This window comes from Frankia sp. R82 (assembly GCF_023716925.1).
In the GTDB taxonomy this organism is placed as follows: domain Bacteria; phylum Actinomycetota; class Actinomycetes; order Frankiales; family Frankiaceae; genus Frankia.
Genome location: NZ_JAMQQG010000026.1, coordinates 34,329 through 48,940, shown reverse-complemented (window position 1 = coordinate 48,940; position 14,612 = coordinate 34,329). Strand labels below are relative to the sequence as shown.

Below are 14,612 nucleotides of genomic sequence, written 5' to 3'. Positions count from 1 at the left end.
CGGCATGGCCTACATCGCCACCTACGCGAGCGTCCAGGGTTTCAACGTCGGTGTCCTCGACGCCGAAACCCTGGGCCTGGGCATCAAAGAAACCTCCCAGCTCGTCAACCGCCTCCGGCCGCGCTGGGCCGGGTTCAACCTGTTGGCCCCCACCTACGAGGTCAGCGCCGAGATCGCCGCCGGACTGGACGGCGACATCATGGTCATGGTCGGCGGACATCAGGCCAAAGCCATGCCACAGGCCATCCTCACCGATCCCCGCTTCGACCGGCTCGAAGCCCTCGTACTCGGCGAAGGCGAAACCCGGGTCACCGAACTCCTCCATGACCGGCGTTCCCGCGCCGACCTGCCCGGCGTCATGTGGCAGGACCCGATCCTGCACCAGCCCGTCACCGGCGGCCGGCCGGGCGCTGGCCACCATCTGGCCCCCGACGTGGACGGCCTGCCCTTCGTCGACCGACGGTTCCTCGTCAACGACCCCTACCCGGCACCCGACGGCCGCCTCGAGGCGAACATGGTCGGCGCCCGCGGCTGCCCCTACGACTGCTCCTTCTGCGGGGCCGCCGTCAGCGCCAACCCTGACATCACCATCCGCACCCGCACACCCGACAACATCATCGCCGAGATGGAAACGCTGCACGCCACCCACGGCGTGACCGCCTTCCGTTTCGTCGACGATCTGTTCCTCGGCTACGAACGGTTCATCCGCCGCTGCATGGACGCGTTCACCGCCGCCTGTCTCGGCGACCGCTTCATCTGGGACGCCACCGGCCGGATCAACATCCTGCACCGCGCCGACGACGCCCTGCTCGACACCCTCGCCGCAGGCGGCCTACGGGAAGTCGCCCTGGGAGTCGAGTCCGGCAGCGAACGGCTGCTTGGCTACATGGGCAAACGGATCAGCCCCGACATGACCCGCGCCGTCGTCCGCCGCCTCACCCAGCGCGGCATCTCGGTCAAGGGCTACTTCATCCTCGGCTTCCCCACCGAAACCGTCGACGAACTCGCCGCGACCGTCCGTCACGTCCATGAGCTGTGGGAGACCGCGGACGACCAGCCCGGAGACTTCCGCGCCTCCGTCTTCGAGTTCCGCCCCTACCCCGGCACCCCGGAATGGGACCGCCTCCTCGCCACCGGCCGCTACCAGCCTGAGCAGCTCCTCGCCTACACCGCCATCGACCTCACCAACAGCGGCATCGACGAAGCCATGCGCGGCCGCGACGAGTTCAACTTCTCCGTCAACCTCCAGTTCGGAGACGCCACCATCGACCAGGTCCGCGCCGCCCTGGTAGACCTCTCCCGCCGGCAGCACACCCGCACCGACCCCCGCGGCTAACGCCTCGGATCGTCTCCCACCGACGGAAGGGGATCAGCCACGTGGGGCAGTGATCGCCGAGCTGGCGAGTCCACACTCTCCCGGCTCGCAGGTACCGTCGCCGCTGTTGTCTGTGCAGCCCGGACCAGGGAGTCGTAGGTCTCGGTCGTGCGTTCGACCGCGACTCCTAGCGAAGTGACGAACCCCGCCAGCTCGTCCTGGACGGCGGTGGCCGGCGTCTCGTCGGGCACCATCCGTTCCAGTTCCAGAAAGGTCCCGACGCCCTCCACCTGGTCCAGGCACAGCGAGACCTCGCCGAACCGGCCCGTGCGCCGGGACTTCGCCACGCGGACCGTCGCCCGGTAGCCCATCCGCAGGATCGCCTCGTGCATCTGCCCGCGGTCGGCGACCTCCGTCTCGTACTCCAGGCAGTCCTGCGCGTTCACACCCGGCTGTTTCAACGCAAACCAGTGCTGGCCGTCCACCGTGCGCAGCCGCAGGAACGACACCCCGAGCTTGCTGTCCCCAAAAGCCCAGCCCAGCGGAGCGAACGCCTGATCATCCTGAAACGCTGGCGCTCCGAAGGAAACGCCCCGCTGCCCAAGTGCAGTGAGCAGCACCTCCGGATCCGACACGGAGTACTTCACCTCGACCTCGCGCATGCCCGGCACCCTACTGGCACCCAGCGGGCATGCCGGGCGCAGCGTCGATCAACCCGGAACTGGCCGGTGCCGACTGGCACCGCCGATGCCACCCGCGGTGGACCAGCCAGCCGCCCACTGCCCGACGGACAGGATGAACGCGCCGCCGCGACGACCATCGCCTGCGTAGGTCTCACCACGGCTGGGCACCCACGCGGCCGTCACGAAGAATTCATGATCGCCGACGGTCGACGCGCTCCGCAACCACCTCACGCTGCACGACACCCGACCCGAAGCACATCCTCGCCTGCCCCAGTCATCCGAACGGAACTGCGATCTCAACCGCCATGAACGCCTCCGTCGGTCTGAATATTAGAGCGCTCAACCTGACTGTCGCGTAGGTGGGATACAATATAGCGTTTCTTTTTGAGCTCTCCAGGTTGGTCAAGAATCGAAAATACTGGAGTCTTTAGGAGCCAGATCGGTGGCCTGAATTTCCAAACAGGAAAGGCGGAGGGGAACCTGCGCAGCATGGACTTGCTCAGCTACCTGCGGCTGGAAGCGCAGATCCCGCTCCACTACTCCGATCGAGTGTCGAGACTGTCCGAGGAACTGCTAGCCGAAACGCTCCGCGCCGTTGACCTACCGGCGGATATTCTTGGCGAGAGTGAACGGAAAGCGTCGAATACCGCAGAAGGTAGTTGATTAGCTATCGGACGCTAGATGTAAGGCCAGCGTTGATTTCTCGGTCGTGTCCGGTGTCTTCTTTCTCTCTAGGCTGACCTCTTTCTGCCGGGCGGCGATCTGCCATCAGGCACTACTGTAGTGGAGTCCATCAAACACGAAGGGCGGACATTGTCATAGCCATCTGCTCATCCCGCACCAGAATCCCGACCCCCCTGCGATCAGCCACCGATTCACCATCACTTTCTGTCATCATCATCCCGCGCACTCATCCATCTGAGGGCCCCCTACCCCCGCCTGCCTGCCTGCCTGCCTGCCATCGCCCAGAGACGGAGTTTCCGCAGAAGCCAGCCGCTCGCGACCCGCTGCGACATCGCCCTAGCGGCCCACCTACAGACGGTTGATCGACAGAGTCGTGCGGAATGAGCCCATAATGAGCCCACAAGCGATCTTAACGGGGCTCGCGTCGATCTTGGGAACGATAAAACCGCAGCTCAGGACGGGTGGCTGGCTATCCACAGAGAAAGCCGGGGCGCTAATCACTCGATTACAAGTCGAGTGCGCTATCAATTGCGTTACGTCGGCCAGTGTCCCGACAATCCTTATCTATGCGCGGTTCGGGGGCTGCTGGGCTGGTGGGATTATTAGTTGGCGCTTTCGCGGGAAAATTTTGAATGGAGTGAGATTTCGTGGAGGAGGCGTTGGTGGAGCGTCTCCAGGTTACGGTCAGTGTCGCCGTCCCAGTAGGGTTCGGCCTGTTCTGCGCGGAGGTAGGCGCGGTATTCGGCGCGGAGGGCGTTGGGGTCGTGGTTGAGAGCGTGGGCGCGTAGGCGTAGGGCGAAGAGTTCGGTGTGGGCGGGGAGCATCTCGAGGCCTCGGATGGTGGTGGCGAGGGCGGCGGCGGTGTCGCCGTGTTCGAGGTGGTGTTGGGCGAGCAGGATGACGGCCTTGATGGGGGTGGTGGTGAGAATGGATCCCATGTGGGCGTCGAGCCAGGGGTAGCCGGCGGGGATGCCGCGGATGAGGTCGACGGCTTCCTTGAGGACGGGGATGGCGGTCTCGGGATGGTTGCGATGTTGTTCGGCGTGGTGGATGCGGGCTTCGAGGAGGTCCAGGTCGGAGGTGACCTGGGGGGCGAGGGTGAGGGCGGTGCGTTCGAAGCGGGGGAGCCAGTGTTCGGCGTCGTCGCCGGCGAGGGTGGTGAGTAGGCGGCGGACGCGGCTGAGGGCGTTGGCGATGGTTTTGGGGGTGGCGCCGCGGGGCCACAGGGCGGATTCAAGATCGGTGCGGGTGCCGCGGCGGTGGGTGACGAGCCAGGCGAGGACTTCGTTGGTGCGTTCGCGGGTGGTAGCGGGGTCGGCGTGGGTGCCGTCGCGGGCGGTGACGTCGACAGGGCCGAGGAGGCGGACCATCACCTGCCATGGAGGTTCGGTGAACGGGTGCGGGTCGGGTGCGGCGGGCGGGAGCGGCGATTCGGGGAGCGGTGCTGCTGCGTCGGCCCACAGTTCGGCGAGGGTGTCGCTTGCGTCGGCGGGTAGGCCGGTCAGGACGAAGGGCAGGCCGAGCGGCTGGAGCAGCCAGAGGTCGGGGTTTTCCTCGGTGGGTGTGGGGCGAAGGGTCCACCTGGTGGTGATGCCGGCGCCGGCTGGGATCAGCGCGCCGAGGCCTCGCAGTCCGTCGCCGGAAAGGTCAACAAGTTCCTGAACGGGTCCTGCCTCGTCCTCAGGGCTGCCGTTCGGGTCGAAGTCGGTGACGAGCAGGGCGATGAGCGGGTCGAACTCCTCGCCGGGTTCGTTGATGCGGGCGGTGAGGGTCGTGGGGTATCTGCCGGCGTCGAGCGTGTGTCGTAGGAGGTCGGAGTCGTGCCGGGCTGCGGCGAGGAGGGTGTCTGCGGTGTCGTCGGCGGTGACGCGTTCGGGGTCGGTGACGACGCCGGTGTCCAGGCCGAGGGTGTGAACGCGGGTGAGGTCGGCCCAGGTGGACGAGATGAGGGTCGCGAGGATGGCGCGGGTGGTGGCGCACAGACGGTCGGTGTCGGCATGAATGCCGAGGCTGCCCAGGGCCTCGAGGTCGGCGAGTACGTCGGCTCCGTCGAGGGTCGTGCCGAGCTGGACGAGCGCGGGGCACGGCGGTGGCAGGTCGGTGAGCGGCGGGAGGACGGCGTCGGAGGGCAGGGCCCAGATGAGGGGGTCGGGGCCGGCTTCCCACGGCGGGGGAAGGCTATGGATGCCGTTCGGATGCAGGTAAATCTCGACGGCGTCGTCGGGGTGGACGAGCAGGACCTGGGGATGCGGCCCGGTGGGCTGGCCGAGGTGGGTCAGAGCGAGGTGGCGTAGGGCGGCGTCGAGCCGGTCGAGGCGATCCGGGTCGTCGGCGTCGAGGAGCGCCGCGTGGAGCTCGGCCTGGTCGGGTGGGGCCGGGGGGACGAGGTGGCGCGGGGTCGTGTGGTTGTCGCGGTGGCGGCGTCTGGCCGTCCAGGATCCGACGATCGTGGTGGCGAGGAGTCCGGCGGCGGCGAGCCAGGTCAGATTTTCCGTGGTCCTGTCGTGCGGCGAGTGCGACGTGGCCGGCATGGCCGGTGTGTGGCTGGGACTCGGACTCGGGGCTACGAGCTGCTGGCTGGCGGCCGTGGTCGGTGCAGGAGCTACCTGGGCGGGCGATGGGGAAAGCGCCGGGGTTTGTGTTGGCCCAAGGGGAGTGGGCTGACTGGTCGGTGTCGGCGTGGCAGAGGAGGCACTGGGCGTGCTGACGGCTGGTTCTGGGGTGGTGAGCGCGGTGGGGGTGGCGGCGATCGTCGGGGCTGGCGGGGTCGTCGGAGTTGCCGAGGATGGCGCTGCCGGTCGTCCTGCTTCGGGTGACGGAGGGAGTTCGGGGCTGGGAGGGAGGTCGGGCAGTCGTAGCTGCATACCCGGGTTGATCAGCTGGGGTGAGGTCAGGACGTGGCCATGGTGGTCGGTGACCCCGTGGTTGGCGGCGAACACTGTGTCGACGGCGGCGGACACGTCGAGGGGCGACAGGTCACGGTAGGCGGCGTCGACGATCGTCCAGAGGTTCTCGCCGGGCAGCACCTTGTGGTTGCCGTCGCGTGGCTGGGTCGCCGGCCCGGCGGGTTGACGCTCGGCAGCGAGCGCGTAGGAAACGTCTGCCGATGGCGCGGCCGGGATGTGCAGGATGGTTCCGGGATCGAGGGCGACGAACCCAGCGGGCAGCGACGATCCGTCAGGTTGAACGACGCCGACGCTGGCGTCCCGGATGATCCACCACAGGTCCGCGGAGCCGTAGTGCTGGACTGCAAGGGACCGCAGGGTGTCGTAACGCTCGCTGCGGTGGAGGTCGTATGGCCCGGCGTGCGCATGCGTCGCGGTGATGGCTGCGGTGTTCGGCCAGGCGGCCTCCGGTGCTGAGTCCGGCGACATGGGCGGCAGGGCGGGCGTCGAGGTGGCGGCGGTGACAGCGGCAGGTAGCGGTGCGGAGCTCAACCGACCTGCGGCGAGAGCGAGCAGCAACGGCAAGCTGGTGATCCAGGTGCTGGCGAGCCGTTGGACGACTCCGGGAAGCAGTCGGGTGCGCGCGGCGGCGCCACCACGGCGCAGCTGGGCGGCGACCTCGCGCAGCAGCGCTGCCGCGAGCAGCAGCCACACGAGCCAGGCCAGGACGGCGAGGCCGTTGGGAATCACGTCCGGGTGCAGGTATCCGATGCGCGCCAGGCTGATCCACCGGCTGGGCTGGAAGGTGTGCGGCAGCGGGTCGGGGCGCCAGGCGTGCAGGACGAGCGGCACGGCGGCGAACAGCACAAGCCCCGTGAGCGCGGTGGCCGCCCGGGTGAGAGCGCCGGGGGCGGTAGGTCCGGCTGCGGGCCGTCCCGCAGAGAGCATGGCAGGCCTGCATCGGCGGGTACGGCTGGTGGTCATCGGCATGCCTCGCGGTCGGGGGCAGGGAAAGTGGCGATGCGGAGCAGGGGCAAGCATCGGGACGGCGCCGGGGATGAAGTCGGGGAAGGCCGGAGTCGTGACCGAAACCAGGTCCAAGGCCGCCGCGGGATCACGGGCCGGGGGTGGCGATCGCCGAGCGGGTCTGGGTGACCGTCGCCCGCGAGCCTGCGGTGAGCACGGGGATGCGGAAGAACACCGGCTGGTGCACGGTGACGGTGACGGCCGCGCCGGTGACGGTGATCTGGGCGTCGTGAATCCCGTGGGCGTCCAGGTAGGCGAGGGTGGCGGTGCGGGCGGTTGTGGGGTCGAGGCGGATGGTGCCGGTGTCGAGTGCGGCGGGGTCGAGTTGCTGGGCGCCAACGCGGGCGGCCTTGCCGGCGAGATCGAACGCCTGCCCGTTGGCGTGCAGCACCCGGACCTGGTCGCTGAGTAGCGCGGCGAACAGAACTGCAGCGACGAACAGCGCACCGAGCAGAAACAACGTGATCGAGCCCGTGTCATCGCCGCTGTGGCCGTCCACCTGGGTGAGGCGCCTGCCCAACGAGCCACAATGCCTGGTCAGCCACCTGCAGCAGCTGTCCGCATGATGCCGGGGCCGGGCGGCCATCAGAGTCCACCTCGGTACCGGTCGATGATCTCGTCCGCGCTCGCGTGCACCACCCGCCGATGGCCGAACAGACTCGCCGTTCGACAGGTGACAGCAACGTGCACCGTGCCCGCGGCATGGAACGAGGTGGTAGTCGTGACGACGGAGACGTCCGTGCAGGGGCCGGAGCCCGGCGTGATCCGCGCGTGGACGATCTGGTCGGCAGCGCTTTCGGCCTCGGCAGGGGAAGCGGCGAGGGAGGCGGCGCGGGCGGCTTCCCTCGCTGCGGCGGTGACCGCGGCGCTGCTCTGGCTCGCCTGGTAGGCCACGGCGACGATGAGCAGGGCGAGCAGCACGACCGCGGCGGCAACGGCGAACTCCACCGCATACGAGCCGTCGTCACGCCCGGTATCACGCTCGTCGACACGAAGCACAAGCCGCCTTGCCGGTGAGGCCGCGCGCCTCATCAGCGGAGCCCGGACCGCTGCTGGGGGACGAAGCGGATGCGCGGACCGGTGGCCGTACTGCTGACCGCACCCCCGAGTGGGCTGTGCGCGGTGACCGTTACGGATACCAGATCGTCCTGCCCTCCGATCCGGACGTCGGTACCGGATACGAGCAGAACACCGGCGGTGATCCGGCGAGCGACAGCGTCCACGGCCGGAGCCGTGGCACCGGGTGCCTGGGCGACCTCGAGGGCGCGCTGGCTTGCGGCCTGCGCGGCCTCGGCGGTGACCCAGCGGACGCCCATCATCAAAAACAGCAGTAGAAGTGCGAAGACGCCGATCATGATCGCGGCGAGTTCGGTGGCCTCACCCGCGTCCCGCGGGCTGCGCGACGACCGGCGCAGGCGGGTGCGGATGCGAAGACACGCATGCAAGGGGGTTCGCATGGCGTTACTGCTGCTGGCACTGGGCCGGATCGGTGGAGGTGCAGACGTTCGAGGCGATCTGCGTGGCCTTCTGCCGCAGATAGAAGATCACAACAGCGGCGATGAGGACGAGCCCCGCGGCGATCAGCGCCGTGGACAGTCCGCCGTCACCACGATCGCGTTCGCCGGGATCCGCGCCAGGGCGCAGGCAGTCAATTCTGCGTAGGCGATCGACGATGCAGGCGCTGAGTGTGAGGTGAGCAAGGAGGAGACGGGCTGCCAGGACGCGCAGCATGCGGGTGGCCCTTTCGCTCATGGCCGGCGGTCTCGCTACTGGCCGACCGTGCTATTGATCATGGTGAGGAGTGGATAGGCGAGGAAGGCGACGAACGCCAGGGCGACGACGGCGGCGGGCAGGTCCATCTGGGCATCGGCGGTGGCCTCTGCGGCGCGCTGCCGGGCGGTGTCGAGTCGACGTATCGCGGTGGCGCGGGACTCGAAAGCGAGGACGGGCGAGGCCCCGGCCCGTGCGGCGGCGAGCGTGCGGGCGAGATCGGTGAACTCACGTAGCGGGTAGGCGTCTGCGAGGGCGGCGACGGCGCGGTCGGGCGGTTCGCTGCGTTGCCGGGCGTCGGCGAGCGCTTCGCGGAGCTGGGTGAACGTCCAGCTCTGGCCGCGGTCGGCGGCGGCGGTCAGGGCGGCGGGTAGGGGAAGGCCGCCGACGAGCAGAACGCGCACCAGGTCGACGTAGGCGGCGATGGCGAGGGCTGCGTCGCGGCGGCGGTGGCGGGCGAGCCGGCGGACGGGCCGGTCGGCGAGCAATACGGCGGCGACCGACGTCCCGAGGAGGAGCAGCACGGACAGCAGGGTCGGCGGCCGGGCGACCAGATGGCCGAGGGCGATGCAGGCCAGCCCGGTGGCGGCCCGCCGAGCAGGTGCAGCACCCGGGACGCCATGTGGGCCTCGTCGCTGCGGTCGGCGAGCGCGACATCGTCGGCGAGCAACAGCCGCGTCAACCCGCTGGCCCGCAGCACGTCACACAGCCGGCCGGGCAGCCGCTGCAACGCGGTCGACCGTGGCGCCGGCGTGGCGAACAGGGCAGAGAGGTCGGCGCCGAGGTCGGGCCGGCGGGCGAGCACGGCACGTCCGGTGGCGAACAGGCCGTAGCCGGCGAGCGCACCGCCGGCGGCGATCGTCGACGTGCTGTTCATGCCGGCTCCGGGTCGGCGGCGAACTCATGATCGGCGGCGAAGACATCCGGGGGAAGGTCAGGCTGGCCCATGCGGATGAGCGTGTGGACCGCGCCCGCGACGGCTGCCCCCAATGCGAGGAGGACGAGCTGGCCGGTCGGGCTTCGGTAGGCGGCGAAGAACGCCGGCCAGACCAGCAGGACGCCGGTGATCGCGGCGGTGAACAGGCCGAGCAGCATCGTCATGGACCGGCGGTGCCTGGCACGCAGCGCATGCTGGTCGCGTAGCCGGGCGACGTCGTCGCGGGTGGTGTCGACCTGGCTGGCCATCAGTTTCACCAGGTCACCGGTGCCGCGCCGGTAGGCGATGTCGAGGACGGCGACGACCGGTCCGAGCGCGGGATGGTGGACCTCGCGGCGGAACTGCCACAGCGCGTCGGGAATCGGCGCCGACTCAAGGGTGGCGGCCAGCCGCGCCAGGGGTTCGGCGAGTTCGGCGGGTGGCTGGTCGCAGGCGGCGGCCAGCGCCGCGCGCAGGTGGCGGCCGGCGGCGAGCCCGTCGCGGACCATCTCGGTCCAGGTGGCGATCGCCTCGCCGAGGCGGGTGACGGCGGGCACCGACGGTCCGCGGCGTTGGGCCAGCACCACATAGCCGACGGCGGCGACCATCAGGCCAAGACCAGGTGTCCTGGTCACCGCCCCCGCACCAGCGGCAAGCGCGAGCACTCCGATCGCTGGTCGGCCTGACACCGGCGCAGTGCTGCCACGCAGGCGCCGAGGTGCGGGAAGCGCGACCCGGCCGGTCAGAGACATGGCAAAGAGCCAGACACCGAAACCGGCCACCGCACCGGCGAGGAGGAGAACAGCCACCGTGAACCCGTTCATCGGCGGATGCCGATCAGATAGCTGCGGTTGCGGTCGAGAATGTTCACGTCGAGGCCGGCGCCGGTCATCCGGGCGGTCAGCTCATCGGAGGCGACGAGGTCGGTGCGGGTCGCCCGGCCCGCGGACGGGTTCCACCGCCACAGCTCGGCGATGCTCACCCCCCGTTCGCCCCGGCCGGCGACCTCCAGGACGGAGCTGATGACCCGCCGGCCGCCGATCCGGCTGACCTGGACGATCAGGTCGACGGAAGCGGCGATCGTGTCGAGCACGACCGAGTCGGCAACCCGATGCTCGCCGAACGCCGCGTAGGTCCGGATCCGGGGAATCACGTCGGCGGCGGACGGCGCGTGGATGGTCGCTGCGACACCGCGGGCGACGCCCTGGCCGAGGGCGAGCAGCAGCGGCATGACCCCGCCGTCGGGCCGCAGTTCACCGAGCGCCACCCGGTCCGGGGTGAGCCGGCGCAGGTCGGCGGACAGGAACCGTTCCATCGTGTAGGCGCCTTCGCCCTCGACGTTGGCCTCCCGGGCCTCGAACGCGACGAGGTTCGGGAAACGGTTCGGGTCGAGGAAGAGCTCCATCTCGTCCTCGACGGTCACGATCCGGTCGAGCACGACGTTGGCCGGATGTGCGTTGAGGCAGGCGCGCAGCAGGGTGGTCTTGCCGGCGGTGGTCGCCCCGGAGATGACCAGGCCGAACGGGTCTTGCATCCAGGCAGTGGCGGTCAGCACGGCGGTGAGATCGGCGTCGAACATGCCGACGGATTCCAGGCCGGGCAGGCTGTCGAGGCCGGGGTCGGACAGCCGGCAGGAGATGTGGACCCGGCCGGTGACCTGGGCGATCGCGTGCAGCCGGATGCCTCCGGCCAGCCGGCAGCGGACGCTGGGCGCGGCGTCGTCGAAGCGGCGGCCGTGCGCGGCGGCCTGGGCGGCCACCCAGGAGAACGCCTCGTCCTCGCTGCGGAAGGGGCTGGCGATCTGGATGCGGCGTCCCGACCGGTCGGTGCAGATCGCGTTGGCGGCACCGTTCACCTCGACGTCGCTCCAGCTGTCGGGCGTGAGCAGGTAGGCCATGGGGCCGAGCGGTGACTGGGCCAGGCGCAGGCGGCGGCTGACCTCCCGTTCGGTCGCCCGGTCAAGCGGGGGCTGGCCGGTGTGGGTGCGGCGCAGCTGCTCCTGGCGGAGGCTGCTCTGCACGATCTCCTCGAGCCGCGCAAGGCGATCCTCGCCCGAGGCGGTCCCGTGCAGCGCGGACGCGACGATGAGGCGCAGCCGGTCGACGAGCGCGTCAACCTCCTGCGTGTGCGCGTTCGGTGGCGTCCAGGTCATGGGGCAACCTCGGTGGCGAGGCTGGTGATGTCGGGTGCCGGGCAGGCGGCCAGCACATGATCGGTGGCCCGCAGCAGCGCCGACCTGCGGCGTAGCCGGCGGCCTTCGGCCAGGTCGCGGGCGCTGCGCGGATCGTCGGGAAGGGCGAGCACCGGGACGAGCGAGGAGCCGAGCTGCTCGGCGACGAGCCGGCGGACGTCGGCGAGCGTGTAGGGGGCGGACCCGCGCACGACGAGGACGATGCGGCGCGCGAACAGGAACAGCCCGGGCAGGCGCACCAGCGCGCAGGCCAGCCCCTCACGTTCGGTGGACGTGACCAGCACCAGCGTGTCGCAGAAGGTGATCAGTTTCGCGGTGGCCTGCCGTATACGGCCGACGTCGAGTAGCAGCGGGACGTCCGCGTCCTGGCGTAGCCGTGGCATTGCGGTGGTGAAGCCCTCCAGTGCGCCCGCGACGGTCTCTTCGGTGGTGGAGGCCGGGACCACGGGCAGGCCGTTCGGGCAGGGCTGCGCATGGTCGAGCACGTGGACGCGTCCGCCGGTGGCGGCCACCGCGAGGCTGGCAAGCCCTGGCGCGTCCGCGCTGAGGGACAGGTTGCAGCGGGCCGCGAGGACACCGCCGTCGGCGCCGGCCTCGATGACGACCCCACCGCCCACGGCGGCCAGGGCGAGCGCGAGCGTGGTCGCCCCCGGCGATCCCGGTCCGGCGGTTCCGATGGCCCAGCAGGTCGTCATCGGCGAACCCCCAGCAGCCGCAGCCCCTGACCGGTCGTCCCCGTTCCGGCCGCGGCGGCGATCCGCGCTGCCTGGTCGGCCGGAGCGTCGAGGTCCACCACCAGGTCACCGTTCGCGGTCTGGCCGGACAGCGGCCGGACCTCGGCGACCTGCACCGGGTCGCCGAGCAGATTCGGCGCGGTAGCACCGGAACTGCCGTCCGTGCCCTCGGTGCTGTCGGTGGCGCTCGACCCGGCTGGCGCGCTGGAGACGACAATCTGAACCCAGTCGCCCGCTCGCAGGGTCCGCGACGGCAACGTGTCCGCGGACAGCCGCAGACCCACCCGCGCCGAGCCGGCCGGAGGCGTGGCCGAACCGACCATCTCGGGAGAGACCAGCGTGCCCGCCGCCAGGGAGACCAACGCCTGCCGTCCCACGATCGCGGCACGCGCGGTCGCCGGTGAGGCCAGCCGGGCCGCGGTCCCCTCCACCGAGACGCGCGCCACCGCAAGCACCGAGGAGTCAATGATGTCGCCGCGGGAGACCGGGCGGGTGAGAATGACGGCGTCAATGCGATCGTCGTGCAGGCGCGCCGCCCAAACGGCGGTTCCGGCTCCGAGCACTATGAGCAGGACCGCGACTGCGAGGCTTCCCCGGGATGTTCGGCGCGGCCGGAACTGCTCGTCGGGGGAGGACCTGGATAGTTTTTCCGTACCCATGGTTGCCGTCATCGCGTCACCCATCCTGCTTTTCTCGTCATGCTTCAGATTTCCTTGACGTGCGTGGTCAACTGGCCTGCTCCACGGCCTGGATCTCGCCGACGGCCACGTCGTACGATGCTTCTGTCGTGACGTCCGGCAAAGTGCCCCTGTCTCCAGTGGATGCCGTCCATGCCACGGCCCACGTCATCTGCAGGCGTGCCGGCCAGGACCGTCCATTCGGCGCGACGGAGGAGGCGTTCCGATAGGAATAGGCGCAGAGCGATGCCGACTGTGGTTGTGTTTTTTCGAGGGTGCAGCCCAGGGCGGGTGATCCGTCGCCGGGGGAGAAGGCCAGTGCCCGTGGCGTTGCGGTGACGGTCGCGGTCACCCCGGCGACGGAGGCCGTCGCTGTTGTCGGGGCCCACGAGCGCACCGCGAAGCGCAGCGGAGCATGCACGACGACCCGCTGGCCGCCGCGCAGATCCGGAGTGAACACACCGTCCGGTGGCGGGATCCGCTGCCGGGCCAGACTCATCGCGAGTGCTGCGACCTGCTGTGCCATAGGGGTGGCCCGCACCCAGTAGTAGGTGATGTCGGTCGGGCCGCACACCCGCGCATACAGCGTGGCCTGCACACCGTCGGCATCGGTACGCGTACTCGGCTGCGGGGTCCGTTGCAGATAGCTGAACAACGCCCCGGACTGCCAGCTACACGGATCGGGAGCGGCGCTCGTCGAACGCGGTGCGGTGGCCGGTGTTCGCATCTGGGCGTAGGCCTCGATCTGCCCAAGTACCGGGTCGACCTTTCCGGAAGCGCTGTGCTCTGCGCCGTTACCGACGGCCGCCTGCGCTGGGGTGCGAATCAGCGCGAGCGAGGCAATCATCAGAGCGGCCATCGTGAATGCCGGCGCTAGCGGGCGGCGCATCGGTCTGCTCCCGGCCATGTCGTGAGCGTCGTGGCATCGACAATCTTCCATTCGCCGGCGACCAGCAGCCAGGTCCATCGAGTGCGGTAGCTCTGTGTTTCGTCGTTCACCACGATCTCGCTGCCGTCAGGAGCACGGTTGAGCGCATCCACCACCCGTCCGGAGTCGTAGGTGCAGGTAATCGTCTCCGCTTTCCCCTGGGGCGAGGAAGGCGGCACCGTGACCTGCTCGATTGACTGGTGGTCCAGCGTGCCTCGGCGACCGGCCCAGCCCTTGGTGCTGAACGTCTGCAGGAACGTCGACACCCCGGCGCGCTCGGGCGAGTCGGCGGTGTACATCGCCAGAAGGGTCTGCCGCTTTCCCGTGCTCGTCGGATCGGCGACCGCGTCCAGGTAGGCCTGCTGGTAGGCGGCAGTCGCGGCGCGGATCGCCCGCTCGGCGCTGGTGGGCGGACTGGGTGTCGGTGACGTGCCGCTCGACCGGGTGCTCGGTGACACGGCCGGTGCGAGCGGACGAGGGGACGCGCTGCCGGAACAGGCAGCGGGCGCCAAGCCCACGAGTGCGAGACATCCGGCGACAACGAGACCGCGCCGCGCTGGTGCGATGACAGGCAGGGATTGCAGGGGCGGACGGGCTCTCGGGGCATCAGTAGCTGGCCGGTCGTCCGTTGCGCACGATTCGGGCACGATGGCCTCTCGGGGCTATGGATGTTGACGTTTGATGCTGTTTACCCCCGTAAGCATCAAATCTGATCCGTATGCCGCGAGGTGTCAAGGCTGTTGCGGAGAGTGGGATGTGACATGCGCCGTTCCGTGAACGTCGGGTTACGCGACGGCTGGGGT

General features: G+C 69.8%; 15 protein-coding genes. 1 reads left to right on the top strand and 14 read right to left on the bottom strand.

Translation table 11 applies throughout. From position 1 onward, the window contains the following. The coding region (locus ND747_RS07820) for a B12-binding domain-containing radical SAM protein (protein ID WP_251732810.1) at nucleotides 1-1,336 on the top strand (1,336 nt) is incomplete at its 5' end. On the opposite strand, the gene cyaB is transcribed toward ND747_RS07820, so the two are convergent. The 14 genes from cyaB to ND747_RS07750 form a co-directional block, all read right to left on the bottom strand. Further along, nucleotides 1,333-1,977, bottom strand: a complete 645-nt coding sequence (gene cyaB / locus ND747_RS07815) for a class IV adenylate cyclase (protein ID WP_251732809.1) — start codon at nucleotides 1,975-1,977, stop codon at nucleotides 1,333-1,335. The two genes, ND747_RS07820 and cyaB, sit on opposite strands and share 4 nt — an antisense overlap. Nucleotides 1,978-3,284: 1,307 nt before the next feature. Beyond that, on the bottom strand, nucleotides 3,285-6,515 hold the full coding sequence (locus ND747_RS07810; RefSeq protein WP_251732808.1) for an SARP family transcriptional regulator: 3,231 nt from the start codon (nucleotides 6,513-6,515) through the stop codon (nucleotides 3,285-3,287). A gap of 166 nt (nucleotides 6,516-6,681) precedes the next feature. Beyond that, nucleotides 6,682-7,113 carry a hypothetical protein gene (locus ND747_RS07805; RefSeq protein WP_251732807.1) on the bottom strand — a complete coding sequence of 144 codons (432 nt, stop codon included), beginning with the start codon at nucleotides 7,111-7,113 and terminating at the stop codon, nucleotides 6,682-6,684. A gap of 65 nt (nucleotides 7,114-7,178) precedes the next feature. Further along, the gene (locus tag ND747_RS07800) at nucleotides 7,179-7,592 is read right to left on the bottom strand and encodes a hypothetical protein (protein WP_251732806.1); all 414 of its coding nucleotides are present in this window, start codon (nucleotides 7,590-7,592) and stop codon (nucleotides 7,179-7,181) included. Nucleotides 7,593-7,624: 32 nt separating this feature from the next. Continuing rightward, entirely contained in the window at nucleotides 7,625-8,050 is a 426-nt protein-coding gene (locus ND747_RS07795) for a hypothetical protein (RefSeq protein ID WP_251732805.1), read from the bottom strand. A 4-nt stretch (nucleotides 8,051-8,054) separates the two neighbouring features. Beyond that, nucleotides 8,055-8,345: a hypothetical protein gene (locus ND747_RS07790; RefSeq protein WP_251732804.1), complete on the bottom strand. Its 291-nt coding sequence runs from the start codon at nucleotides 8,343-8,345 to the stop codon at nucleotides 8,055-8,057. A gap of 14 nt (nucleotides 8,346-8,359) precedes the next feature. Continuing rightward, entirely contained in the window at nucleotides 8,360-8,767 is a 408-nt protein-coding gene (locus tag ND747_RS07785) for a type II secretion system F family protein (protein WP_251732803.1), read from the bottom strand. Continuing rightward, complete coding sequence (locus ND747_RS07780) at nucleotides 8,722-9,240, bottom strand: hypothetical protein (RefSeq protein ID WP_251732802.1); 519 nt, start codon at nucleotides 9,238-9,240, stop codon at nucleotides 8,722-8,724. Before ND747_RS07780 ends, ND747_RS07785 begins: the two co-directional genes overlap by 46 nt. Continuing rightward, nucleotides 9,237-10,103, bottom strand: coding sequence for a type II secretion system F family protein (locus ND747_RS07775; protein ID WP_251732801.1), 867 nt, complete (start codon nucleotides 10,101-10,103; stop codon nucleotides 9,237-9,239). The genes ND747_RS07780 and ND747_RS07775 overlap by 4 nt, the downstream gene beginning before the upstream one ends. Continuing rightward, on the bottom strand, nucleotides 10,100-11,431 hold the full coding sequence (locus ND747_RS07770) for an ATPase, T2SS/T4P/T4SS family (RefSeq protein WP_251732800.1): 1,332 nt from the start codon (nucleotides 11,429-11,431) through the stop codon (nucleotides 10,100-10,102). The genes ND747_RS07775 and ND747_RS07770 overlap by 4 nt, the downstream gene beginning before the upstream one ends. Beyond that, nucleotides 11,428-12,165 carry a hypothetical protein gene (locus ND747_RS07765; RefSeq protein WP_251732799.1) on the bottom strand — a complete coding sequence of 246 codons (738 nt, stop codon included), beginning with the start codon at nucleotides 12,163-12,165 and terminating at the stop codon, nucleotides 11,428-11,430. Before ND747_RS07765 ends, ND747_RS07770 begins: the two co-directional genes overlap by 4 nt. Beyond that, nucleotides 12,162-12,767, bottom strand: coding sequence for an SAF domain-containing protein (locus tag ND747_RS07760; RefSeq protein WP_251732798.1), 606 nt, complete (start codon nucleotides 12,765-12,767; stop codon nucleotides 12,162-12,164). The genes ND747_RS07765 and ND747_RS07760 overlap by 4 nt, the downstream gene beginning before the upstream one ends. A gap of 163 nt (nucleotides 12,768-12,930) precedes the next feature. Next, nucleotides 12,931-13,770 carry a hypothetical protein gene (locus ND747_RS07755; protein WP_251732797.1) on the bottom strand — a complete coding sequence of 280 codons (840 nt, stop codon included), beginning with the start codon at nucleotides 13,768-13,770 and terminating at the stop codon, nucleotides 12,931-12,933. Further along, nucleotides 13,755-14,267 (bottom strand): hypothetical protein, encoded by a 513-nt coding sequence (locus ND747_RS07750; protein ID WP_251732796.1) that lies wholly within the window; start codon nucleotides 14,265-14,267, stop codon nucleotides 13,755-13,757. Before ND747_RS07750 ends, ND747_RS07755 begins: the two co-directional genes overlap by 16 nt. Nucleotides 14,268-14,612: the final 345 nt, after the last annotated feature.

What these genes read in the sequence shown, in the direction of transcription:
- ND747_RS07775 (WP_251732801.1), bottom strand. Translation starts at nt 10,103, where the DNA reads ATGAACGGGTTCACGGTGGCTGTTCTCCTCCTCGCCGGTGCGGTGGCC.
- ND747_RS07770 (WP_251732800.1), bottom strand. Translation starts at nt 11,431, where the DNA reads ATGACCTGGACGCCACCGAACGCGCACACGCAGGAGGTTGACGCGCTC.
- ND747_RS07765 (WP_251732799.1), bottom strand. Translation starts at nt 12,165, where the DNA reads ATGACGACCTGCTGGGCCATCGGAACCGCCGGACCGGGATCGCCGGGG.
- cyaB (WP_251732809.1), bottom strand. Translation starts at nt 1,977, where the DNA reads ATGCGCGAGGTCGAGGTGAAGTACTCCGTGTCGGATCCGGAGGTGCTG.
- ND747_RS07795 (WP_251732805.1), bottom strand. Translation starts at nt 8,050, where the DNA reads ATGCGAACCCCCTTGCATGCGTGTCTTCGCATCCGCACCCGCCTGCGC.
- ND747_RS07755 (WP_251732797.1), bottom strand. Translation starts at nt 13,770, where the DNA reads ATGCGCCGCCCGCTAGCGCCGGCATTCACGATGGCCGCTCTGATGATT.
- ND747_RS07810 (WP_251732808.1), bottom strand. Translation starts at nt 6,515, where the DNA reads ATGCTCTCTGCGGGACGGCCCGCAGCCGGACCTACCGCCCCCGGCGCT.
- ND747_RS07780 (WP_251732802.1), bottom strand. Translation starts at nt 9,240, where the DNA reads ATGAACAGCACGTCGACGATCGCCGCCGGCGGTGCGCTCGCCGGCTAC.
- ND747_RS07790 (WP_251732804.1), bottom strand. Translation starts at nt 8,345, where the DNA reads ATGAGCGAAAGGGCCACCCGCATGCTGCGCGTCCTGGCAGCCCGTCTC.